Origin of the sequence: Bacillus sp. XT-4 (assembly GCF_050864245.1) — a bacterium.
GTDB classification, from domain to species: Bacteria; Bacillota; Bacilli; order Bacillales; family Bacillaceae; genus Bacillus; species Bacillus altitudinis.
This window is the reverse complement of sequence record NZ_JBPAFI010000003.1, coordinates 429,491-452,223: the sequence shown is the minus strand read 5'-3', so window position 1 is coordinate 452,223 and position 22,733 is coordinate 429,491. Positions and strand designations below refer to the sequence as shown.

The 22,733-nt window shown below is 42.2% G+C and carries 22 protein-coding genes; 4 read left to right on the top strand and 18 right to left on the bottom strand.

Features of this window, described 5'->3' with window-relative positions; translation table 11 throughout:
- Positions 1-33: 33 nt before the first annotated feature.
- The 10 genes from ACRRMM_RS12070 to ACRRMM_RS12025 all read right to left on the bottom strand — a co-directional run bounded on the left by ACRRMM_RS12070 (position 34) and on the right by ACRRMM_RS12025 (position 9,798).
- Positions 34-1,407 (bottom strand): PcsB-like coiled-coil domain-containing protein, encoded by a 1,374-nt coding sequence (locus ACRRMM_RS12070; RefSeq protein WP_041091649.1) that lies wholly within the window; start codon positions 1,405-1,407, stop codon positions 34-36.
- 364 nt (positions 1,408-1,771) lie between these two features.
- A complete protein-coding gene (locus tag ACRRMM_RS12065) occupies positions 1,772-3,232 on the bottom strand; it encodes a tetratricopeptide repeat protein (RefSeq protein ID WP_212338563.1) in 1,461 nt (486 codons plus the stop codon).
- Between the two features lie 130 nt (positions 3,233-3,362).
- Positions 3,363-3,992, bottom strand: coding sequence for a bifunctional phosphoribosyl-AMP cyclohydrolase/phosphoribosyl-ATP diphosphatase HisIE (gene hisIE / locus ACRRMM_RS12060; protein WP_008348143.1), 630 nt, complete (start codon positions 3,990-3,992; stop codon positions 3,363-3,365).
- A complete protein-coding gene (gene hisF / locus ACRRMM_RS12055; RefSeq protein ID WP_008348145.1) occupies positions 3,989-4,747 on the bottom strand; it encodes an imidazole glycerol phosphate synthase subunit HisF in 759 nt (252 codons plus the stop codon). Before hisF ends, hisIE begins: the two co-directional genes overlap by 4 nt.
- Positions 4,744-5,481, bottom strand: coding sequence for a 1-(5-phosphoribosyl)-5-[(5-phosphoribosylamino)methylideneamino]imidazole-4-carboxamide isomerase (gene hisA, locus ACRRMM_RS12050; RefSeq protein WP_017357903.1), 738 nt, complete (start codon positions 5,479-5,481; stop codon positions 4,744-4,746). The genes hisF and hisA overlap by 4 nt, the downstream gene beginning before the upstream one ends.
- On the bottom strand, positions 5,478-6,116 hold the full coding sequence (gene hisH / locus ACRRMM_RS12045) for an imidazole glycerol phosphate synthase subunit HisH (protein ID WP_428828630.1): 639 nt from the start codon (positions 6,114-6,116) through the stop codon (positions 5,478-5,480). The genes hisA and hisH overlap by 4 nt, the downstream gene beginning before the upstream one ends.
- Positions 6,116-6,700 (bottom strand): imidazoleglycerol-phosphate dehydratase HisB, encoded by a 585-nt coding sequence (gene hisB, locus ACRRMM_RS12040; RefSeq protein WP_007500075.1) that lies wholly within the window; start codon positions 6,698-6,700, stop codon positions 6,116-6,118. Before hisB ends, hisH begins: the two co-directional genes overlap by 1 nt.
- Positions 6,697-7,986 carry a histidinol dehydrogenase gene (gene hisD / locus ACRRMM_RS12035; RefSeq protein WP_428828631.1) on the bottom strand — a complete coding sequence of 430 codons (1,290 nt, stop codon included), beginning with the start codon at positions 7,984-7,986 and terminating at the stop codon, positions 6,697-6,699. Before hisD ends, hisB begins: the two co-directional genes overlap by 4 nt.
- Positions 7,983-8,630, bottom strand: coding sequence for an ATP phosphoribosyltransferase (gene hisG / locus ACRRMM_RS12030; protein ID WP_007500071.1), 648 nt, complete (start codon positions 8,628-8,630; stop codon positions 7,983-7,985). Before hisG ends, hisD begins: the two co-directional genes overlap by 4 nt.
- Complete coding sequence (locus ACRRMM_RS12025; protein ID WP_428828632.1) at positions 8,623-9,798, bottom strand: ATP phosphoribosyltransferase regulatory subunit; 1,176 nt, start codon at positions 9,796-9,798, stop codon at positions 8,623-8,625. The genes hisG and ACRRMM_RS12025 overlap by 8 nt, the downstream gene beginning before the upstream one ends.
- Before the next feature lie 233 nt (positions 9,799-10,031).
- Between ACRRMM_RS12025 and ACRRMM_RS12020 the strand changes: the two genes are divergently transcribed.
- Positions 10,032-10,823, top strand: a complete 792-nt coding sequence (locus ACRRMM_RS12020; protein WP_116306273.1) for a C39 family peptidase — start codon at positions 10,032-10,034, stop codon at positions 10,821-10,823.
- A gap of 31 nt (positions 10,824-10,854) precedes the next feature.
- On the opposite strand, the gene ACRRMM_RS12015 is transcribed toward ACRRMM_RS12020, so the two are convergent.
- The 7 genes from ACRRMM_RS12015 to hprK form a co-directional block, all read right to left on the bottom strand.
- A complete protein-coding gene (locus ACRRMM_RS12015) occupies positions 10,855-11,496 on the bottom strand; it encodes an NAD(P)-dependent oxidoreductase (protein WP_035389623.1) in 642 nt (213 codons plus the stop codon).
- 87 nt (positions 11,497-11,583) lie between these two features.
- Positions 11,584-12,012 (bottom strand): Rrf2 family transcriptional regulator, encoded by a 429-nt coding sequence (locus ACRRMM_RS12010; protein ID WP_048003036.1) that lies wholly within the window; start codon positions 12,010-12,012, stop codon positions 11,584-11,586.
- 69 nt (positions 12,013-12,081) lie between these two features.
- Entirely contained in the window at positions 12,082-12,600 is a 519-nt protein-coding gene (locus tag ACRRMM_RS12005) for an acyltransferase (protein ID WP_017368116.1), read from the bottom strand.
- Between the two features lies 1 nt (position 12,601).
- Positions 12,602-13,252 carry a pyrophosphatase PpaX gene (gene ppaX / locus ACRRMM_RS12000; RefSeq protein ID WP_007500058.1) on the bottom strand — a complete coding sequence of 217 codons (651 nt, stop codon included), beginning with the start codon at positions 13,250-13,252 and terminating at the stop codon, positions 12,602-12,604.
- Positions 13,249-14,193, bottom strand: a complete 945-nt coding sequence (locus tag ACRRMM_RS11995; RefSeq protein ID WP_035389628.1) for a nucleoside recognition domain-containing protein — start codon at positions 14,191-14,193, stop codon at positions 13,249-13,251. The genes ppaX and ACRRMM_RS11995 overlap by 4 nt, the downstream gene beginning before the upstream one ends.
- Before the next feature lie 16 nt (positions 14,194-14,209).
- Complete coding sequence (gene lgt / locus ACRRMM_RS11990; RefSeq protein ID WP_017368118.1) at positions 14,210-15,034, bottom strand: prolipoprotein diacylglyceryl transferase; 825 nt, start codon at positions 15,032-15,034, stop codon at positions 14,210-14,212.
- Positions 15,035-15,045: 11 nt separating this feature from the next.
- Positions 15,046-15,978, bottom strand: a complete 933-nt coding sequence (gene hprK, locus ACRRMM_RS11985; protein ID WP_003212943.1) for an HPr(Ser) kinase/phosphatase — start codon at positions 15,976-15,978, stop codon at positions 15,046-15,048.
- A gap of 176 nt (positions 15,979-16,154) precedes the next feature.
- Here hprK and nagA point away from each other — a divergent pair, with 176 nt between their 5' ends.
- From nagA to ACRRMM_RS11970, 3 genes are read left to right on the top strand one after another with little or no spacing between them, the layout of a single operon-like run.
- Entirely contained in the window at positions 16,155-17,345 is a 1,191-nt protein-coding gene (gene nagA, locus ACRRMM_RS11980; protein ID WP_144666181.1) for an N-acetylglucosamine-6-phosphate deacetylase, read from the top strand.
- Positions 17,345-18,070 (top strand): glucosamine-6-phosphate deaminase, encoded by a 726-nt coding sequence (gene nagB, locus ACRRMM_RS11975; RefSeq protein ID WP_270110989.1) that lies wholly within the window; start codon positions 17,345-17,347, stop codon positions 18,068-18,070. The genes nagA and nagB overlap by 1 nt, the downstream gene beginning before the upstream one ends.
- 18 nt (positions 18,071-18,088) lie before the next feature.
- Positions 18,089-18,814, top strand: coding sequence for a GntR family transcriptional regulator (locus ACRRMM_RS11970; RefSeq protein ID WP_017357890.1), 726 nt, complete (start codon positions 18,089-18,091; stop codon positions 18,812-18,814).
- A gap of 26 nt (positions 18,815-18,840) precedes the next feature.
- Here the strand turns inward: ACRRMM_RS11970 and ACRRMM_RS11965 are convergent, their stop codons facing one another.
- On the bottom strand, positions 18,841-22,695 hold the full coding sequence (locus tag ACRRMM_RS11965) for a metallophosphoesterase (RefSeq protein WP_428828633.1): 3,855 nt from the start codon (positions 22,693-22,695) through the stop codon (positions 18,841-18,843).
- Positions 22,696-22,733: the final 38 nt, after the last annotated feature.

Genomic DNA, 22,733 nt, shown 5'->3' with positions numbered 1-22,733 from the left:
AAGCCTGTTTACGGTTATATAGTAAGTAATGATTTATTCAACGACTCTTCTTACAACGCCATTGAATGCTTTTTTCCAGTAAACGTTGCTCATAGAGTCAACTGAAACACCGCGAGAGCTATTATCGTTCAAGAATGTACCGTTTCCTAAGTAAATACCAACGTGTCCATTTACTTTATACGTATCAAAGAACACAAGGTCTCCGCGTTTCATGTCAGATGCACTTACAGCTCTTCCTTTACCTACAAGCGTATCTGTTGTTGTACCGCCAACTGGTCCAAGGTTGATGCCTGCTGATGCAAATGCCCAGCGAACGAATGAAGAACAGTCAAAACGACGTGCGTCAATATCGGCTTGTGATCTGCCGCCGCCCCATTTATATGGAGATTGTCCTACAATCGTAGAACCTGTGCTGATTGCACCTTCGATACCGCCTACGTTATTGCTGACAGGTGATCCACCGCCAGAAGATGGCTTTTTGCTTGGTGAACTGCTGCTATTGTTATTTGAAGATCCACTGTTATTTGAAGAAGAACCGCTGTCGTTATTAGAGCTGTTGTCTTCTGCTTGAACACTAGCTTGACGCTGCTGTTGTTTTTGTGCTTTTTCTTCTTTTGCTTTTTGAGCAGCTTCTCTTGCTTCTTTTTCAGCTTGTTTTTGAGCAGCGATTGTTGCGTCTTTTTCAGATGCAATGCTGTTTGCCTCAGTGTTTAACTCGCTGATTTGAGAAGAGGCACTTCCTTTTTGCTTTTTCACTTGCTTGAATAGCTTGTCTTTCTCATCCAGCTGTTTATTTAAGTCTGTTTGAAGTGTTTCAAGCTTTGCAAGCGTCTTTTGAACATCTTCAAGCTTTGTATTTAATTCGTTTTCAGACTTTTGTAATTCTGCTTTGTCTCTTTCTTGTTCTTTAATGATTTCGCTGTCTGCGTTGATTAATGTAGATACAGCACCTGCACGGCTGATGAAATCGCTAAAGCTTTTTGCTCCTAGTAATACATCTATGTATTTCGTAGAACCACCGCTTTCTTGAAGCGCACGTACACGCTTTTTCAAGAATTCGTTTCTTTCTTCGATACGTTTTTCTGTATCAGCAATTTCTTTTTTCAGTGCTTTGATTTCTTTTTTTGTTTTTTCGTTTTCTTTTTGTTTTTCTTCGATTTGATCACTTGTTTTTAAAGCTTTTTCGTCAATTTCTTTTAGCTTTAGCGCAAGTGCCTCTTGTTTTGCCTCAAGCTTTGAAAGCTCTTCTTTTTTCTTTTGAAGATTCTTGTTTACCTCTGACTGCTTGCTGTCTAGTTCTTGTTTCTTTTGTTCAAAGTTCTGTGCATTTGCTTCATGAGTAAATGGAATAAATAAACCGCTCGCTCCAATCACCGAAGCTAAACCGAAAGTAATAAACTTTTTCACGTATAGTTCCTCCTTTGACAATTTCCCAAGCGACATGAGAAAGCAGCAAATTCTCTGCGACCAATCTGTGCTTCCTGTGTCTTTCTTCCTGATGATTCAGTCAGATGTTGACCAGATTGTTTCTATCACTAGGTGTTGCATTATGTATAGTAAAATATTTAAATATATGTCTTTGTTTTAATCCACGAGTTTCATTATACATGACACATCGACAAAATGAGCTAATATTTTTATTACATTTATGTTTCAAATAGATGTCGAGATTGTCATACTTCGCCAAATCCTAGCAAATCCCACCTTTTTATCCAAGAAAAAAGCATGACCTTTTCGGCCATGCTGCTGTTATCTGAATCTATTTACCTATTCAAACCATGAACGCACAAATAATATCCTCATATTTTGACAGCGTTTGAACGCTGATCTGAAAAGAAGCTGAGATCTCTTTTTTGCTGACAGCTGATTCTTCTTGTTCATTCATCCATAGATAATAAGAAGCTGCTGCCCATGCAATGGCATTTTTCTTCTTTACGCCTGAAGCGCGTGCTTGCTGAATAATATGGAATAACCAAAAATATGGCATGTGGCTATCAGGCTGCACCGCTTCTTCCAAAGCAGATGCCGCCTGTTTTGCGAAGACCGCATCTTCTGAAAACGATCGTTCTTCCATTTGATCTTCATATAAAAGTAACTCAATAAACTGCTGTTCAAAGGCCGTTTTCGCAGCGCGGGAATCAAGAACAGATTGCAAGACGTCACGTTCACCTTTTTGTTTGCTGACATAGTAGGCAGTGAGTCGTTCCTCAATTGAAACCATTGGCTCAGACTCCTCTGGTTTGTCTTGCCACGGCTTGATTTCATCTGCATCAATATCTTCTTCCACCATCTTATCCCAAACGGTTTGCGCCAGCGTTTTGTGGCCCGTATAATAGGCTGCACTTGCCAGCCAGTATAAAAACGTACTATCACCTTGGAAACCTGTTTTATACAAAGAATACAGCCATTTAAATGCCCATTCAAATTCTCCAACAAGGGCAAATGTTGCGCCAAGCTTATAACGCTGTTCACTTAATATTGGATACACGTGCGTTAATTGCTTCGCTAACAGATTGACCTTTTCTTCTTCTTTTTCATAATGATAGAAAACAAGCTGATTACAAAGGGCATGCAGATTACCGGGATTTTCATGAAGGACCCGGTTCAACATTTCTTTTGCCTGATCGATTTGGCCAGAATAAAAATAGGCCAAAGCGAGATTATTATACGCTGACCAAAACTCTGGATACTCAACAATCATCTGTTCCAGCATCTCGATTGCTTCATCCAGCCTGCCGCTTTCTAGCAAATGGTTGGCTTGATCCTGCTTTACAATCAGATCATCCTGATCATAAGGAAAATCTTCATCAACATCGTCACTCATATCAAGCAGATCGAGGAGATCGTCATTTTCATCTGCAAATTCCCCGTCTTCTTCCAGCGCAGCATAAGCAGTGGCGCATCTATATGCCTCTTGAAACAAACCGAGATTCGCATAATTATTGGCTTTAAAGTAGTGACACTCTGACATGTTCTCATCCAAGTGTTCAAGGATAAAATCAAGCAGTTCATTAGATTGTTGGTAATGACCCATTTCAGTATAAATAATGGCAAGCTGCGACAGCATTTCTACATTTTCAGGCTCAAGTACGATGGCCCGCTGGATCAGCTTACTTGCCCTAGACAGATTTCTTTCTCTATATGCTTTTAGACCTTTATGAAAAAAGTAATGCCCATCTTGGAATAGCTGGACGACTTGTGTGTGATTATTTTGAGAAGTGTATTTACTCACCGATACCCTCCATTTCGAACAGTGTACCGTGTGTAGTATAACATACTTCATGAGTCGTCACATAGAACAAAAGGAAAGGAAGGATTTGTTTTTCATTTAAAAGCAAAAAGCCGGGGGTACCCCCAGCTTTTCATTCCCCTTGATGGCGCTTTTTCAATACCTTTAATACATCATCAAGAGGCAGCTGCTGTTCACGTAATAACACAAGAAGGTGATACAGGAGATCTGCTGTTTCCCATGTCAATTCTTCTTGATCACGGTTCTTCGCCGCAATGATAACTTCAGATGCTTCTTCCCCTACCTTTTTCAGGATTTTGTCGACTCCTTTTTCAAAAAGATAGGTTGTATAAGCTCCTTCTGGCATTTCCGTCTGCCGCTTTGCAATGACCTGTTCCAGTTCATTTAAAATGGCAAAGCGGTCTTGTTCTCCCCTTTGCTGTTTCACGCCCTCTTCTGAAAAACAGCTATAGCTGCCTGTATGGCAGGCTGGGCCGCTTGGTGTCACTAGAACAAGCAGGGCATCTTGATCACAGTCATAGCGAATAGATGTAACACGCTGGGTGTGTCCAGATGTGGCTCCTTTGTGCCAAAGCTCATTTCTCGATCTGCTAAAAAACCATGTTTCCCCTGTCTCTAATGTTTTTTCATAGGATTCCTGATTCATATACGCCAAAGTAAGAACTTCCTTGCTTTGAGCATCCTGTACAATGGCAGGAATGAGACCTGCATCATTAAAGGTTAATTCGTTTGCCTGTTTCATCTTACCTTCACCCCGTGTTCTCTCAAATATGTCTTCACCTCTTGAATGGAGGTTTCTTTATAATGGAAAATAGAGGCTGCGAGTGCGGCATCAGCTTCACCTTTCGTAAAAGCCTCCAGCATATGCTGCGCATTGCCAGCACCTCCTGAAGCAATAACTGGCACTGTGACTGCTTCTGATACAAGCTTCGTCAAACGATGCTCAAAGCCCGTTTTCTCACCATCGGCATCCATGCTAGTCAGCAAGATCTCGCCTGCTCCTCTTCGCACGGCTTCTTTCGCCCAGTCACTCACTTCTAAATCTGTTTGACGGCGTCCTCCGTGCGTATAGACCATGTATGCTTGTTTCTCTTCATCGTATTTCGCGTCAATCGCAACAACGATGCACTGTGAACCAAAAAAGTCGGCTCCTTCTGTTATTAGCTCCGGTCTTAAAACAGCCGCTGTGTTCACAGACACCTTGTCTGCCCCCGCTCTTAATATACGCTTCATGTCATCAAGGTGGTTAATCCCGCCGCCCACCGTGAACGGGATAGCGAGAGTGGATGCCACTTGTTTGACCACATCCACCATCGTTTTTCGGCCTTCATGAGAGGCAGATATATCAAGAAAGACGAGTTCATCCGCACCTTCCTCGTCATAGATCTGCGCTAATTCGACCGGATCACCAGCATCCTTCAAACCTAGAAATTGGATCCCTTTGACAACACGCCCTTCCTTTACATCAAGACATGGAATGATTCGTTTTGTCATCATATGCTGTCAAGCCCTTCAAACGCTTCAGCTAAAGTAAATTGCTTTGTGTACAGCGCCTTGCCAATGATGGCACCAGACACACCTGTCTGCTTTTGGGCTGACAGCTTTTGCAGATCACTCACTGCACTGACACCACCTGAGGCAATGACTTGTTTGCCAGTTGCTTCTGCTAATCGAACCGTACTTTCCACATTTGGACCAGACAGCATGCCATCCATTTGAATATCCGTGAAAATGAAGACCTCTGCGCCTTCCTTTGCCAGTTCCTGACCAAGTTCCTCCGCCTTCACTTCCGACGTTTCAAGCCAGCCTTCAGTCGATACAAAACCGTTTCGTGCATCAATGCCAATGGCGATTTTCTCCCCATATTGCGCCAGCATTTTTTTCACAAAAACCGGGTTTGACACTGCTGAACTGCCAAGAATGACTCTTGATACGCCATTGTTTAAATAAAATGCAACATCTTCTTCTGTCCGAATGCCGCCGCCAATTTGGACATTCACATCTAATGAGGAAGCAATCGATAGCACATGCTCGTGATTCACGCGTTTTCCTGCTTTTGCGCCATCTAAATCAACGAGATGTATCCATTTCGCTCCTTCATTTGCAAACCGTCTCGCCATGTCTAACGGTGAATCTCCATAAATGGTTTCTTGGTCATAGTCTCCTTGCACAAGTCGTACACATTTGCCATTTCTCATATCAATTGCTGGATATAATGTAAAATCACTCATTTGCTCACCCTCTGTTCGTTTGCTAATTGAATAAACTGTTTCAGCAGTGCCATTCCTGTTGTACTGCTTTTTTCAGGGTGAAACTGCGTTCCAAACACATTCCTCTTCCCAACAACAGCAGGTACTTGCACACCATAGGACGCACTTGCCAATAGGTCTTCTGGATTCATGCCGCTCACATAATAAGAGTGAACAAAGTATGCAAATCCTTCCGGCACACCGTCAAATAATGGTGACGGCTGGTGAAATGTGAGCTCATTCCACCCCATATGAGGCACCTTCAGCCTTTGCCCATCTTGGTCATGATCCTTTAAAAGAACGACACGCCCTTTTAGCAGTCCCAACCCTTTCGTACGCCCTGCCTCTTCACTTTCTTCAAATAACAGCTGCATCCCAAGGCAAATGCCAAATAGCAGCTTTCCTTCCTGCACGACTTGGTGGATAAATCCCTCAAGTCCTGTCTGTTTTAACAACTGCATCGCATCACGAAACGAACCGACCCCAGGCAGAATATAAGCATCTGCCTTTTTGAGCTCCTCCACATCAGCGGAGACAATATAACGGGCACCTGCTCGTTCCAGCGCTTTTGATACGCTGAACAAATTTCCCATTCCGTAATCAATGACACCGATCATTAGAGCATCCCCTTTGTCGACGGAATCCCTTTCACACGCGGATCAATGGTTGTTGCTTCATCTAAGGCGCGTGCCATCGCTTTAAAAATGGCTTCAATCATATGGTGGGTATTGGTTCCATAGTGAACGATCACATGCAGATTGATTCGTGCTTCAAGGGCAAATTTCCAAAGAAACTCATGAACCAGCTCCGTATCAAAGGTGCCGACCTTCTGACTAGGGAAATCGGCTCTCATTTCCAAATGAGGACGATTGCTTAAATCCACGACGACTTGGGCGAGTGTTTCATCCATTGGAACAAAACTAGAGCCGTAGCGCTTAATTCCTTTCTTATCACCGAGCGCTTCTTTAAACATCTGCCCAAGCACAATGCCAATATCTTCTGTTGTGTGGTGATCATCGACATCTGTGTCTCCTTTTGCATCTACAGATAAGTTAAAGTGCCCATGCTTTGTGAATAAGTCGAGCATATGCGTCATAAAAGGGACATCTGTCTGAATATCTGCTTTTCCTTCACCATCAATCTCTAGCGCTAACGAAATGTTCGTTTCATTTGTCTGTCTCGCTGTTTCCGCCTGTCTCATTTTGATTCCTCCCGCTTTCTCGCTTCAATCGATCTTGCATGTGCTTCAAGCCCTTCTAATCTTGCAAAAGCCGCAATGCTTTCGCTATGTGTTTCAAAAGCTTCTTTGCTATATGAAATGATGCTCGTTTTCTTTTGGAAATCCGTGACGCCAAGCGGACTGGAGAATCTTGCCGTCCCGTTTGTTGGCAGCACATGGTTCGGTCCTGCGAAGTAATCCCCTACCGGCTCTGGGCTGTAACGCCCTAAGAAAATCGCTCCAGCATGCTTGATTTGACCAAGTAGTGATGCTGGATACGCCGTCAGCACTTCTAAATGCTCTGGGGCTAACTGGTTCACGATATCAACTGCACGATCCAAAGATTCTGTCACGTAAATATAACCATGGTCTTGAATAGATTGTGCTGCGATTGATTTCCTTGGCAAATTATCAAGCTGCGCTTGCACCTCTGCTTGCACTGCTTCAGCCAATCCTTTAGATGGTGTCACCAAAATACTAGATGCCAACGCATCATGCTCTGCCTGTGAAAGCAAATCAGCTGCCACCTCATGTGCAGCTGCCGTTTCATCTGCTAAAACAGCAATTTCACTTGGGCCCGCAATCATATCAATGTCTACTTGACCAAATACTTCCCGTTTGGCAAGTGCTACATAAATGTTTCCTGGACCGGTGATTTTATCAACAGGCTGGATACTGTCCGTTCCATATGCAAGAGTGGCTATCGCCTGAGCACCACCCATTTTGTACATTTCTGAAATGCCCAGCTCCTTCGCTGCTACTAGTACAGCGTCAGACAGACGACCGTCTTTTCCTGGCGGTGTCACAAGGACAATTCGCTCAACGCCGGCTACAAGTGCCGGGATCACATTCATTAAAACAGATGATGGATAGGCGGCCGTTCCGCCTGGGACATATACACCGACCGCATCGAGCGATGTTACTTTCTGACCTAGCATTGAGCCGTCCTTTTGGTGATAAAACCAAGAGGAGGTTAGCTGACGCTCGTGGTATGTTCGAATATTCCGGATCGCCGTTTGGATGATTTTGATCATCTCCGGGTCCAAACGTTCGTAGGCTTTTGTCTTTTCATCCTCCGTCACAAGTGGCTGTTCAATAGAGACACCGTCAAATTGCTTCGTGAAAGTCCGTACCGCTTCGTCACCATTTTTTCTCACTTCTTCGATTATTCGCTGAACAGCCAATCGCTGCTCTTCCGTTCCTGTATCTAGAGAACGCTTGAGTGAGAGAGTGTCTGTCTCACCATCTTGTATGTAGGTGATGTTCATGATGTTTCCTCCCCTTCTCCTTCGATGATTCTTGCCAGACGCTGCGCCATTTCATCGATTACCGCATCCTTCATTCGATAGCTCACAGGATTGACAATAAAACGTGACGTAATGTCACAAATATGTTCCGTTTCGACAAGTCCATTTTCCTTAAGTGTTTGACCGGTGGAGACAATGTCAACAATTCGATCGGCAAGCCCGATGAGCGGTGCTAATTCAATGGAACCATTTAGCTTAATGATCTCCACCTGCTCACCTTGTTCTCTAAAATAAGAAGAAGCGACATTTGGGTACTTTGTAGCCACACGCGGTGCGACACCGCCCCAGCTGGCTCCTGGCAAGCCCGCTACAGCTAAATGACATTTGCTAATGTTTAAATCGAGCACTTCGTACACATCCCGTGCTTCTTCAAGCATGACGTCTTTGCCTGCAATGCCCACATCTGCTACACCGTGCTCTACATATGTCGTCACATCCATTGGCTTCGCTAAAATGAAGCGAAGATTTTCTTCCGGTACATCAATGATTAATTTTCTTGAATCTTCGAATTCCTCCGGCAGCTGATATCCAGCCTGTCTTAATAGCCCTGCTGCTTCTTCAAATATCCGCCCCTTTGGCATTGCCATTGTCAACACTTTACCCATTTTGCTCTTCCTTTCTAGCGCCGATAAAATAAGTCACTTGCTCAAATGCCTTGGTCATGGCATCGATATTTTCAATACCTGCTAAGTCTTGGAGAACAATCCTTTTGCCCTTTGTCCGCTCTTTTTCTGCAAAATCAAATGCTTCAAGCCGCTGTTCTTTACTAAAAATCACAGCCTCTTGGGGCTCATTTATTTCTTTTGCGTCGAGCGCCTCAAGAAGACGGTCTAATCGAAGTCCGAAGCCTGTAGCGGGTGCGGGTGCATCAAAGTGAGCAAGCAATTGATCATACCTTCCTCCACTTCCGATCACAGACCCAACATGATCTGCAAATACTTCAAACAAAATCCCCGTATAGTAGCTCATATGACTAACCATGCTTAAATCCAAACGGATATATTCTGTACAGCCGTAATCTTCAAGTGTCTCCCACAGCGCCTTTAACTCCGCCAGCACTTCTTTGCCCTCTTGTGACACCACAATTTCTTCAGCCTGCTGGGTCACTTCTTGACTGCCGCGCAGCTCTAAAAGCTGGAGCAGCCTTGTTTTATCGATGGATGAGAGCGGCAATTGTTTGACATGCTGCCTGTATCCCACATAATTCTTTTCATATAAAAATCGGCGCAATACGTTCGCCCGCTCTGTATTCCCTAGTACATCTAAAAACAAGGTCTCAGCCAAAGCCACATGCCCGATCGCAATTTTGAAGGATTGAAGTCCAGCATTTTTTAATGCAAACACGACAAGCGCTATGACTTCAGCATCTGCACTAATCGAACCATCACCGATCAACTCAATACCGACCTGCTCAAATTCAGAAGGTCTTCCGCCTTCTCTTTCCTGTGCCCGAAACACGTTGGCTGCATAACCGACTCGAAGCGGATACGCCTGTTCATGGAGCTTTGATGCCGCTACTCTCGCAATAGGTCCCGTCATATCAGGTCTGAGTACTAGGGTTTGCCCGTTCTGATCTAAAAGCTTAAAGAGCTGTGTATCTGTAATCGCCGATTGAACACCGACTGTATCGTAAAATTCAAGCGTTGGTGTCTCCATCAATCGGTAACCCCAACCATTCATGACCTCTGTTAAAGAATGTCTCACTTTTTTCTTCGTCTCGTACAATCCTGGTAATGAATCACGCATACCATACGGTTTCTCAAACATAAACATGTTCTTCTGCACCTCCAACACATTAAAACAAAAAATTCCGAATCCTTTAGTTCGCTAATATGATAATATGCTAACAAAATAAAGTGATTAAATCAATCATTTTTATTTTCCCCTTTTTTTCCTTAATCATTTGTTCATATATTACATTAAAATGACACCTAATCCTTTTTGATCTCTTTGCTTTAGGAACATGCTATAATACTTAAAAATATTGAATAACACAGGAGATTACAGTGAAATTCATCCAGACATTAATCTTAACTTTGTTGTGCGCATGTCTTGTTTATTTCGGCTTTATTTTCATTTCACAATTCGACCAAGTCAAGAAAACAACGTCACCGCAAGAAGCCAAAGAAAAAGAAAATGATACCGCACTAGCAGCAGAAGAAACGCGTTCTACGAAAAAAACAGAAACGACACAATCTAGTTTAAAAGGAAATAAAAAAGCCATGGACGTCATCCTCTTTAATCAAATGGATGCACCAAAGCTTTATAACGGATGCGAAGTCACGAGCTTAGCCATGCTTCTTCATTACAGCGGCTATGAGCATATAACGAAAAACGCATTGGCAAACGAGATTAAGCGTGTCCCGCTCAATTATGAGAATGGCTTAAAGGGAGACCCTCATGACGGGTTTGTAGGCGATATGGAGAATGGGCCAGGTCTTGGTGTGTACCATGAACCCATTTATCAGCTTGCGAAAAAATATGTAGGTAATCAAGCCGTTGACTTAACCGGCAAGCCAGTTAAAAAGGCCATTTACCAATCACTTGAAAAAGGTTATCCTGTCTGGGTCATTACCACTTCGACCTTTGCCAAAACAGATAACATTGAAACATGGAATACACCAAATGGGAAAATAGATATCAGCTTTAATATGCACAGCGTAGTCATCACAGGCTACGACAAAGATCACGTCTACTTAAATAACCCTTACGGAGAGAAGAATCAAAAAGTCGATCGTGAACAGTTTGAAGATTCTTGGAAACAGATGGGCAGTCAGGCGATTATTATTAAAGCATAAAACCCCGCTATTTAGCGGGGTTTTTATATTCTTATTCTGCTTCAGAAACCACAGTAAAACGTTCTCCAACATGAGCAGCTTGTTCTATCTCATCGACAAGCGCAACGGCGTAGTCAGCATAACTCACATAGCTGTCACCCTTCGAATTAACGATAAGATGGTCTTTGCCTTTCACATAAGCACCTGTCCGTTTGCCTGCTGGATTAAAGAAGGCTGCTGGACTTAAAAATGTCCATTTTAATCCTTCGGTCTTTTGAAGATCTTTTAAGTTTTCTCCTTGGTGTGAAGCAGTAGCAAAGTATTCCTTTGGAAACTCCGGTGTGTCCATCAGTCTAGTTGTTTTGGCCTCATCTACAAATAAACTTCCAGCGCCTCCCACAACGATTAAACGCGTTTCTGGTGTCTCTTTTAAGAGATGAATGAGTTTTTTTCCTGCTTCTACATGAAGGTGCTCTTGTCCTGCTGGGGCACCAAATGCATTTACGATCACATCAAAACCTTTGACGTCTCCTGCCTCTAAGTGAAAAACATCCTTTTCTAAAACAGCTGCTGATGAATTAGTCACTTTTTGTGCATCTCGAACGATTGCCGTTACTTCGTGCCCTCTCGATTGAGCTTCTTTTAAAATGTGTTGTCCTGCTTTACCTGTTGCGCCAATGATTCCAATGTTCATGTAAATTCCTCCTACAATATAAGGTTATTTTGATCACTTAAGATGTAACCAAAATGGTTACAACAGAGGTAAAAAAAATTGAATAGATCATCCAATTTTTTTGATTAAAACCTGCGTTAATTCACTTAATTTGATCTCAGCAAGCACTTGCTCCATCGCACTTTGAGCACGGCACAAAATTAATTCTAGTACAGCTTGAATATTTGCACCGATCGGACAGTCAGGGTTTGGGCTTTCATGAATTTGAAACAACTCTCCCTCATCCACAACTTCAACCGCTTTATACACATCGAGCAGTGTGATGTCACCCTCACTTCGGTTCAATTGAGAACCGCCTTTGCCAAGACTCGTTGAGATTAGGCCTGCTTTTTTGAGCTTACTCATGATACGGCGAATCACCACTGGATTTGTATTGACACTTCCTGCGATATCCTCCGATGTCTGTAATGATCCTTTTTCAAGTGATAGCAAGGCCAGAATATGGACAGCGACAGTAAATCTGCTGCTGATTTTCATGTTTTCTCACCTCTGTTGTAATCATTATAGTTACACCATGTTAGAATGTCAACAAAAAAGTCTGCCGAGCTACTCAGCAGACGTAGATTGACGTGCTTCCATTTCCTCTTTTGTATATATCATCCGCATTGGATTACCTCCAACAAAGGAGCCTGCCGGAACATCTTTGTTCACAAGAGTTCCCGCCGAAACAATTGCACCATCACCAATTGTCACTCCAGGTAGGATCGTTGAATTTGCCCCAATTAAGACTTCATCACCAATATAGACTTCCCCAAGCCTATACTCTTTAATCAAATACTCATGGGACAGAATGGTTGTGTTATAACCAATCACACTATTTCGACCGACAGTGATTTTCTCAGGAAACATGAGATCGACCATCACCATTAAAGCAAACGCCGTATCCTCCCCGACTTTCATTCGAAGGAAGGTGCGATAAATCCAATTTTTCATTCCCATAAAAGGCGTATACCTTGCCATTTGAATAAAGATAAAGTTTTTCACAACCTTGAGAAAGGGGACCGTTCGATAGACTTGTCTAAGCGAATTGACCCCTTTGACAGGATAACGATCTGTTTTTCTCAACTTAATCAGCTCCAACAATCGCCAAGAGATCACTCATTTTCTGCAGCATATAATCTGGGCGATGCTTTAACAGGGCTTCTTCTCCCTTAATAGACCAAGCAACACCTGCTGTTTTCGTCCCTGCCGCTTGACCAGATAAAATATCGTGATAATTATCACCAACCATGATCGCCTCATGCGGATCACTGCCGAGCTTGGATAATGCCAGTTGAACTGGTTCTGGATGCGGCTTTTCATTTTGTACATCATCAAGTGTGACAATGACCTCAAAAAATGGCTCCAACCCAGTCAGCTTTAATCCCATTAAGACCGTATCACGGATTTTTGTTGTCACAATTCCGAGCTTAAACCCCTGATCCTGAAGAATTTTCAACGTGTCTAACACCGTCTCATACTCTGTCACAAGCAGATCATGCTGTTCATGATTAAACGTTCGATACATCTGGATCATATCATCTGTCAGATTCGGATCCATTGCAGAGAATGTATCAAATAATGATGGACCAATGAAATGAAGGATATCCTCACGGCTGTATTGACCAGGATAATAATGATCAAGCGTATGCTGAAATGAAGCAATAATTAATTCATTTGTATTGATTAATGTGCCATCTAAATCAAATAGCACTGTGTTAATAGTTGATTGGTTCATATAGCTTCCTTTCTAACAGCTGCATGTTCCCGCCTCCGCCAAATATAGCTGATGGCAGCTGTCAATAAAATAGCAGAAATAAGGCGAATAAGAAGAAGCGGCCAGACTGGAATACCTAATGGAATGAAAATGAGTGTATCTTCGACCACCGCATGACACGCCACAAGGAAAATGAAAGCAAGCGTTAAATCCTTTTTGCTGACACCGTCCTCTTCCACTGCCTTCATCATGACGCCTGCCCCGTAGGCAAGACCAATGGTTAAACCAGCCACCATCGTCATAGACGTATTTTCTTTCATTCCAAGCATTCTCGTAAAAGGAGACAGCCACTTAGACAGCGTATGGAGCCACCCTAAGTCTCTCATGAATTGAATGATGATCATGAGAGGAATGACAATACAAGCCAGCTGCAGCACACCAAGAACAGCTTTCTGTAAAGCAAGAAGTACGATCATATACCAGCTAGAAGGCACATCAGCCGACTGAGCAGCTGTCAGCAAACCATATTGCGCCGGCTCCTCGCCTCCCTGCCAAACGAGATGAATGACAACTGCTGACACGACGGCAAGACTGATTCTGACTAGCAAAATGACAGACACCCGCAGCCCAACCTTCGCCGCCACTGTTGATTCGATGATCAAGTTGTGACAAAAAGAGAGCATGACCGCTAAAATGAACACTTCCTTCACCGGCAGCTCTAATGTCAAGATGGCTGCAATACCCGCATACAAGTTCAGCATATTTCCTAAAACAAGCGGAATGGCCGCTTCCCCTGAAAGACCAAACAGACCCATAAATGGACGGATGAATTGTATCATCCAATCCATCACAGGTGTATGCTGCAAGATACTAACGAGAATGGTAACCGGAAAAATGACTTTTCCAAGTGTCCAAGTTGTCGATAACCCTGCTTTCAAGCCGTTTTTCCATGTCTCACCCATCTCTTATCCCCCTTGCTTAATTTGATGAGTTGTTCTCTTTATACCGTATAGATGCATATCCCTTGATTCTTCTAAACACAATCAGCAAAACAGCCACTGCAAATATGGCAATCGAAATCATCTGTGCAATTCGAAGATGCTCAGTCAGCATTAAGCTGTCTGTTCTCATTCCTTCAATGAAGAAACGGCCGATTGAATACCAGATTAAATAAGACAAGAAAATTTCGCCTCGACGCAATGATGTTCTACGTAATAAGATTAATATCAAAACGCCTGCGATATTCCATAATGATTCATATAAGAACGTAGGGTGATAGTAGGTCCCGTCAATGTACATCTGATTAATAATAAACTCAGGCAGGTGCAAATTTTCTAAAAAGGCTCTTGAAACAGCCTCACCATGCGCTTCCTGATTAATAAAGTTCCCCCAGCGCCCGATGGCTTGCCCTAGTAAAATACTAGGCGCTGCGACATCGGCGATTTTCCAAAAGGACACCTTCCTCACTTTAGTAAAGACAATCGCTGTCAGCACCGCCCCTATCAGTCCACCATGTATGGCAATTCCGCCATTCCAAATCTTGATGATTTCATTTGGGTGCTGCTGATAATAATCCCATTCAAAGGATACATAATAAATTCGTGCACAAATAATGGCGATAGGTATGGCAAATAAGATGAGATCAATAAACATATCTTTATTGATGCCTCTTTTTTCACACTCCCTTAATGCGAGCCAGAGTCCAAGCAGCGCTCCGACCCCAATAATCACACCATACCAATGAACCGAAATAGGTCCGAGCTGAAAAGCAATCGGATCAATTGGTTGAATTGCTTCATTCATATAGACAGCTCCTATTCATCCTGGCCATTGTCTTCAATGACATCGGCAAGTTTACTTGTAAATTGTTCCGCTGCATTATGTCCCATTCGTTTCAATCTGAAGTTCATAGCAGCTACCTCGATGATGACCGCTAAATTTCGTCCCGGACGTACAGGGATGGTCAGCTTTGGAACATCTGTATCGATGATCCGCATTTTTTCTTCCTCAAGTCCTAAACGGTCATACTGTTTGCCTTGTTCCCAAAGCTCAAGGTTCATAACAATCGTAATTCTCTTATAGCTTCTGACAGCGCCCGCTCCAAATAAGGTCATCACATTAATAATGCCTAATCCACGGATTTCTAGAAGGTGCTCAATCAGCTCTGGTGCGCTTCCAACTAACGTATCCTGATCCTCTTGCCTGATTTCCACGCAATCGTCTGCAACCAGCCTGTGTCCTCTCTTCACCAATTCTAAAGCCGTTTCACTTTTTCCTACGCCACTTTTTCCAATTAACAGTACACCTACACCATATACATCTACGAGTACGCCATGAATCGCAGTCGTTGGTGCAAGCTTGCTTTCTAAGAAGTTCGTTAATCGACTTGAAAGTCTTGTCGTTTTTAAGCTTGAGCGTAAAACCGGCACTCCATTTTCATTTGAAGCTTCGATCAATTCCTTTGGTACTTCACGATCTCGTGACAAAATGATGGCAGGGGTAATATCTGTACAAAGAGACATCATTCTCTGCTTTCGTTCGCGTTCTGGGAGCTGTTCAAAAAAAGAAAGCTCTGTCTTCCCTAAAAGTTGAACTCTTTCTTTTGGGTAATATGTAAAATATCCAGCCATTTCAATACCTGGTCTGGAAAGATCACTGATTGTAATGGGACGATTAATCCCTTCTTCCCCACTTACCAGTTCAAGATGAAATTGTTCCATTATGTCCTTCGTACGAACTTTCGGCACGCTTCTTCCTCCTTTTATCGCAGGCGTTTCAGAAATACAGCTCTATTTTATCACTTTCAATGATGAACCCAAAATAGTATTTTATCCTGATCCTGTTTCATCACATTTACTGGTATAGACAACTATACTTAAAAAAGGTAAACTGAATCTAACGACGAGAATAAGGGGGCACAATCATGAGCAGTTCTTTATTGCTCTCCAATATTCATATTGTGACAAAGACAGAAATCATTGAAAACGGTTTTGTCGGTTTACGCGATGGCAAGATCGACTATATTTCAACATCACCGCCGACAGGAAATTATGAAAAAGTATATATTTCCCGGGAAAACTTTTATTTACTCCCCGGAATGATTGATATTCACATCCATGGGGGATATGGTGCAGATATGATGGATGCCACACCAGAAGCCATGAATACACTTGCTGATCACTTACCCGCAGAAGGAACGACAAGCTTTTTAGCAACAACCATTACACAAAATCATCAAGAGATTGAGCAAGCACTTAAAAATGTCGCACAGTGGAGACCCTATAATAAAAAGCAAGCTGGAAGTCAGGCACAATGTTTAGGCATTCATCTAGAAGGTCCTTTTATTTCTAAAGATAAAGCTGGAGCGCAGCCTGCTCAATGGATTACACAGGCTAACCTTCCTCTTTTTGAGAAATGGCTGAGTGCATCTGATCAGCTGATTCGAATTGTCACTTTTGCACCTGAGGAAGATACTGATTTTGCATTTCTTTCCCTGCTAAAAGAAAAAAATATCATTCCTTCTATTGGACATACAAATGCTCCTCATGACATGATTGAACTAGCAGCAAAGCACGGCGCGCGTCATGTCACGCATCTTTATAATGCGATGAGTTCATTTCAGCATCGTGAGCCAAATGTTGCAGGAGCTGCGCTTACAAACGAAAAGCTTTTGACTGAGCTGATTACAGATGGCATTCATTCACATCCTCTTTCCGTAAAGCTTGCGTATTTGGCTAAGGGAAGTGAACGTTTGATCATGATTACAGACTCAATGCGTGCAAAAGGACTTGGAGAGGGAACCTACGAATTTGGCGGACAGACTGTGACAGTCAGCGGTGAAAAAGCATTGCTAGCAGATGGAACACTTGCAGGATCGATTTTACAAATGAAAGATGGGGTCAAACGTATGAGACAGATCACACAATGTGGATGGACAGAAATTGCTCAAATGACCTCAACAAATGCAGCCACTCAGCTCGGGATCGATCATCAGCTCGGTTCGATCGAAGTTGGAAAACTGGCAGACTTGGTCATTTGGGATGAAGCTGGCGAACTCATGATGACGATCTGCCATGGACAAATCGTTTATGAAAAAAAGGAGGCCACACACTGATGAACATCATCGAATTTGCAGATAAAGATCAATTAGGAAAAGCAGCAGCTGCTTTCATTGCACGTACCATTAAATCAAAAACAGATGCGGTTCTCGGTCTGGCAACTGGCGGTACACCAATTGATACTTATAAAGAGTTAATTCAGTTGCATCAAACAGAACAATTGTCTTTCAAACAAGCAAGAACAGTGAATCTGGATGAGTACGTGGGAATTGATCCAAATCATGAAAATAGTTATATGACTTACATGAAGCGTCATTTATTCGACCATATTGATCTCCCATCAGATCAATATTTCCTCCCCAATGGTGCTGCTGCTCACTTGGAAGAAGAGTGCTTAAGGTATGATCAGCTCATTGAAGATTTAGGGGGTATTGATCTTCAGCTTCTTGGTATCGGACAAAATGGACATATCGGGTTTAATGAACCTGGTACTCCTTTTGACTCAAAGACGCATGTCGTCCAATTAGATGAACACACTCGCCAAGCCAATGCAAGGTACTTTTCTTCTATAGATGAGGTACCTACACATGCCATTACAATGGGAATTGCAAGCATTCTTTCAAGTAAAAAAATTCTCCTTCTCGCATCAGGAAAATCAAAAGCGGACGTGATACAATATTTAGAACAAACAGAGATTCACCCAGACTTCCCTGCATCTGCTCTGAAACTTCATGAAGATGTGACGATTTTTATTGATCGAGAAGCTGGTTCACTACGCTAAACACGAGAGGATTTTCACATGTTTATTGATAAGCAGTCACCTATCCCCATGTACCATCAGATTATGGAGAACTTGAAAAAGCAGATTGAGGATGGAACATTAGCACCTGATACACTCATTCCTTCTGAAAGAGAATATGCCGAACGCTTTGGTATTAGCCGAATGACTGTCAGACAAGCCTTATCGAACCTTGTGAACGAAGGATATTTATACCGGCAAAAAGGAAAAGGAACATTTGTTAGCCGAAAGAAATTTGAACAACCGCTTCAGGGCTTAACAAGCTTTACAGAAGATATGCGTCAACGTGGGCTCAAAGCTTCAAGTCAGTTGATTGATTTCAAAAAAGTCGCATGCCCAGAGCACTTGCTGCAATCATTACAACTGTCGAACAGTGAAGATGTCTATGAATTAAAACGAATCCGCCTTGCAAACGATGAACCAATGGCTATTGAAACGAGTTATATTCCTGAAAAATTTGCTGGCGAGCTCACAAAGGAACATTTAACTGGATCTTTATATGAATATATAGAAGCGAACACAGGTCTAACCATCGCTCATGCCAAGCAGGAGCTTGAAGCCAATGTTGCTTCAAAGGAAGAGGCTAACGTGCTGTCTATTTCATTAGGGGACCCTGTTCTCTCCATTGCAAGAACAACTTATTTTCAAAATGACCTTCCATTCGAGTATGTCATGTCCGTTTATAGAGGGGATCGATACAAGCTCACTCACACAATGGAAAGATAAAACTGTGCTCCTGAAAGCACAGTTTTTTATTTCCTAAGAAATGTTGATTGATCATCATTTTTTGTATGAATTTTCCATATAGGAGAAATCGCTTTCCCTTCGAAACGGTCTTTTGCGACAGTGTACCAATAATATTCTTGATTTGGCTTTAACCCTTTCCATTCAAAGCTTGCTTTTTTACCACTTTTCACACCTTTGACCTCTCCAAGAAGAACGTTTGTGTAGACATTCAATTCAAAATAATTGGTTTTAACGGATTTCATTTTTGGTGTTAAATCGACATCAATTGAAAATTCATCTTGATCTCCATACGTTTTTGGATCATAGAAATGTTCTTGATTCAAGTAGGGTGAGTATGTGGTGAAATGAAGCTGATTTTTTTCTTGATCCGCAGTGATCAGCCGCATAAAACCTTGACCGCCTTCAGGACCTGACTGGTAATCTGCAAGGATTTGATATACTTTTCTGTCCACTTTTCCATCATGATCATCGTCAATCTCATCTACTTTTCGACTGGCTCCGTGGTAGTGGCCACTAAATACTGCGACAATATTCGGGTGACGTTTTACCACTTGATGGAAGATCAAATCTCCAATTGGGCTTCGATTGCCGCTCACTAACAAATACTCATGGAAATTTAAAATGACAATGCGATCTGGATGTTCAGAAATGACTCGATTTAACCAGTCAATCTCATTTTGCTTAATCCCCCAGCCCATATACACCATCATATAATCATTGCCACCAGCAGAGATAAGATCATAATGACCTCGATTGTTTTGATAGGATTCACCGTAATACGGCTTGTCTTCAAAGCGTTTCGCTCCAAAGTATCTCCCATATTCCCTATAATGGCCGTCTTTGTGTCTGACATCATGATTACCAGCTAATACACCGTAAGGAATCTGATGCTGATCTAACACACGCATAAAAGTATCGGCACGATTCCATTGCTTATCCTTTGAATCATCCACAATATCACCTGTATGGAACACATATTGAATATTTAATGGGTCCCTTTGATCTCTGATCCACTCGACTATTTTTTTGAAGATGTGAGGATAACTTCTGGCATAATATTGAGTATCAGACATCCACACCATCTTATAAGGCTTTAACGCCTTACTGATCTCATCTTGTACAAGCAAATCAAACGTTTGATTTTTCATATACTGTCTGACTGACAGCAGCCCTTTCAGGTAAAATTCCTTTTCATCCTTGGCAAAGTGATGAGTGATTTTATCCCACTTTTCTTGCTGATGATTCCAAGCGTACATCGTTACCTTTCTCCCTGATAATGAGCTTCCTTTCCATACAGCCTCGACAACATCCTTTTCACGTACATCGTGATGAACCTTGATTTGAAAGCGATGATAAGGAAAATGCTGTAGATCTTTCGTTTCCACTGATTTACCATCAGCAAATGCAATGCGATTTCTTTCTCGATCAGAAAAAATCATTTCCCTTGTTTCATTTAAATGTTTTGGCGGCTCTGTTTCCGCTGCATATTTGAAAATCTTCATGGACGGATGCAGCGATGTATATTGATAGGCACGGTAAAAGGAGTAATCTAACTGATCATTAGTAGGATCATTGGTTAGCACTGTTTGCTTAGATGATTCCTTTTTTGTCCTATCTGACACTCTCTCTGGCGTTTCAGGGTGTTCATGTACCGTCTTAAAAACCTTTTTCAAAGTTGATTTGTTTCCAGCGGCATCTTTTGCTTTTATCTTCAATGTGTGCTCCCCAGGTTCTAATTCGCTAGAGGACGTTTGATAAGGCAAAGAGATCGGTTTTCCATCTAAATATGCCTTCATCTCCGCTATGTCACTCCAACGATCCGTCACCTTTGCCTTTAACGTAAAGACGCCTTTATATTGGTCCTTTGCCTGTATATTACTCTTGATTTTCGGACCCGTGTTATCGACTTTCACACGTACAGATTGAGATTCGTCTGCGGTTTTAGCCTGAACAACATGTACTCCTTCTCTAAGCCTTCTTGTATCCCACTGAATATAGCTTGAAGCATATGCTTGCTTCGGGATTTGAAACTGAAATGCTCTTACCTTCTTAGCGCTGCTACCGTCGCCCATTTTCCATTCCTCATGCCGGCTCGCATTTAGAGGCAGAATTTGAGTTCCATTCGATAAAATCATCTGGACATTTTTCAATTCAAAATCATCGTGATTTTCTCCAGGAAATCGGTCAAACGGCGATGACTTCGTCCCAGCATGGAATGATATCGTTTGTGGACCTGCCTTTTCTAAGTGTTTTTCTGGTATTGGTATCGTATAGGTGCGATACACTTTTGTCGAATCATCAAAAATGGAAAGTAAGTGCTTACCTATAGACACACCATTCTTAAAATATAAATTTGTCCCTTTGACATCAAATGCAAGATATGGATCTGCTTCAAGTGCAGGGAATACTTGTCGAATCGGTTTTCCATCTATCATTAATTTTATGCTTTTTTTCTGATCTGCTGTTGCTTTTAAGTGAAATACGCCTGAAACCGTATCTCCTTCTTCTACATTCAATCGAAGGCCGTGAGCCTTGCTTACTTGTTCCACATCAATTGTTTTTTTCATTGTCATTGCTTGATTTTCGCCGTCAGACGCTTCAATCTGATATTCCAATCGATCTTTACCGATGAGCTCAGGTGAATAAATAATATAGTGAAACAGCCGATCATTATGATCCTTTTGAAGCAGCACCTCTTTAAAATCTTCATGACGATTGGTTCGATATCGCAATTTGACCGTTTTGACGGACTGATCATCCTGCACATCTGCTCTCATTTCAATGCCTTCAGTTGGTTTTATCGGTTGATTGTCTGTCATATCTTCGATCACAGGTTTATGAACATCTTGTGATATTTCTTTTTTTTCAGTTGGAATTTGTGCTTTTAACACTTTTCCGGGTGTCGGCTCTTCCTCCACTTTCGAGATCAGCTTCATTTGTGTCGTACCATCCATTGGGTACTTGAACAGTAACGATCTGTGCTCGCTAAACAATGAAGGCTTTAAACGATAGGATGCCGACGATACCTCTTCTCCTATATTTGTTGTGATAGAAACAAGGCGGGATTTAGAATTGGACAATCCTTTACTCTCAATGACCGATAGATGCTCGCCCTCTTTTAAATGACTTTTGTACATCGCATTAAAGTCCGCTACCGTTAAATGCTCCTGCCCTTTTTTTCTAAGCCAAAATACATACGGTTTTCCAGGAGAAATGGTGATCGGACTTGTGTGGAATGAATATATATCATCCATCTCCACGCCTTGCGCTGGATTGCGATAGCGAAGCTGGTAATGTCGAAGTGAAATAGGTGCATGTGTTGTGTTATACACCTCGATGAATTCAAAAGCATCCTTGCCTTTGCGGTTTTTTGAATTCACGACGATTTCTGTCATCAATAGCTCAGGAATTTGTGAGAGGTCCTCTTCAAATCCGTTTAAGTGAACTGCTTGTTCGGTTGTTTTGATGACAGACTTCTGCGTCAGGAATTCTGTATAGTAATGAACTGTTGGATTCCACAATTGATCTGTCGGGATTTTCGCTGTGAATTCTGGTTTCATCCCCGGCAATCGTTCCATTGGGATCAATCGATATCCTAGTTCATCACTCTGTTTATAGTACAAGTTTGCAGACAAAATTTGCTCTGACTGACTAATAGATGCCCTAAATTGAAGATCACGTTTTTTTCCTTGAACCGGACGGACATCTACTTGAAATTGATCAAAGATAAAAGGTGAAAAGGGCTTATTTCGTATGTTCACTTGTGTTTGTGTCAAAGATCCTGCTGAAGCAGGCTGACTGAAACAAAAAAGAATGCTCAAAAAAAGAAAAAGAATGATTTGTCTGCTCACATTCACCATCGTGCACCGCCTCCCTTCGGATATTGTGTCTCCTGAAG

Coding starts and splice junctions, on each gene's coding strand:
- lgt (WP_017368118.1), bottom strand. CDS start 15,034: ATGAATGAAGCAATTCAACCAATTGATCCGATTGCTTTTCAGCTCGGA.
- ACRRMM_RS11995 (WP_035389628.1), bottom strand. CDS start 14,193: ATGGGTGAGACATGGAAAAACGGCTTGAAAGCAGGGTTATCGACAACT.
- nagA (WP_144666181.1), top strand. CDS start 16,155: ATGAGCAGTTCTTTATTGCTCTCCAATATTCATATTGTGACAAAGACA.
- hisF (WP_008348145.1), bottom strand. CDS start 4,747: ATGATGACAAAACGAATCATTCCATGTCTTGATGTAAAGGAAGGGCGT.
- hisA (WP_017357903.1), bottom strand. CDS start 5,481: ATGAGTGATTTTACATTATATCCAGCAATTGATATGAGAAATGGCAAA.
- hisIE (WP_008348143.1), bottom strand. CDS start 3,992: ATGAAACAGGCAAACGAATTAACCTTTAATGATGCAGGTCTCATTCCT.
- hisB (WP_007500075.1), bottom strand. CDS start 6,700: ATGAGACAGGCGGAAACAGCGAGACAGACAAATGAAACGAACATTTCG.
- hisG (WP_007500071.1), bottom strand. CDS start 8,630: ATGGGTAAAGTGTTGACAATGGCAATGCCAAAGGGGCGGATATTTGAA.
- ACRRMM_RS12025 (WP_428828632.1), bottom strand. CDS start 9,798: ATGTTTATGTTTGAGAAACCGTATGGTATGCGTGATTCATTACCAGGA.
- ACRRMM_RS11970 (WP_017357890.1), top strand. CDS start 18,089: ATGTTTATTGATAAGCAGTCACCTATCCCCATGTACCATCAGATTATG.
- hisD (WP_428828631.1), bottom strand. CDS start 7,986: ATGAACATCACCTACATACAAGATGGTGAGACAGACACTCTCTCACTC.
- hisH (WP_428828630.1), bottom strand. CDS start 6,116: ATGATCGGTGTCATTGATTACGGAATGGGAAATTTGTTCAGCGTATCA.
- ppaX (WP_007500058.1), bottom strand. CDS start 13,252: ATGAACCAATCAACTATTAACACAGTGCTATTTGATTTAGATGGCACA.
- ACRRMM_RS11965 (WP_428828633.1), bottom strand. CDS start 22,695: ATGGTGAATGTGAGCAGACAAATCATTCTTTTTCTTTTTTTGAGCATT.
- ACRRMM_RS12010 (WP_048003036.1), bottom strand. CDS start 12,012: ATGAAAATCAGCAGCAGATTTACTGTCGCTGTCCATATTCTGGCCTTG.
- nagB (WP_270110989.1), top strand. CDS start 17,345: ATGAACATCATCGAATTTGCAGATAAAGATCAATTAGGAAAAGCAGCA.
- ACRRMM_RS12015 (WP_035389623.1), bottom strand. CDS start 11,496: ATGAACATTGGAATCATTGGCGCAACAGGTAAAGCAGGACAACACATT.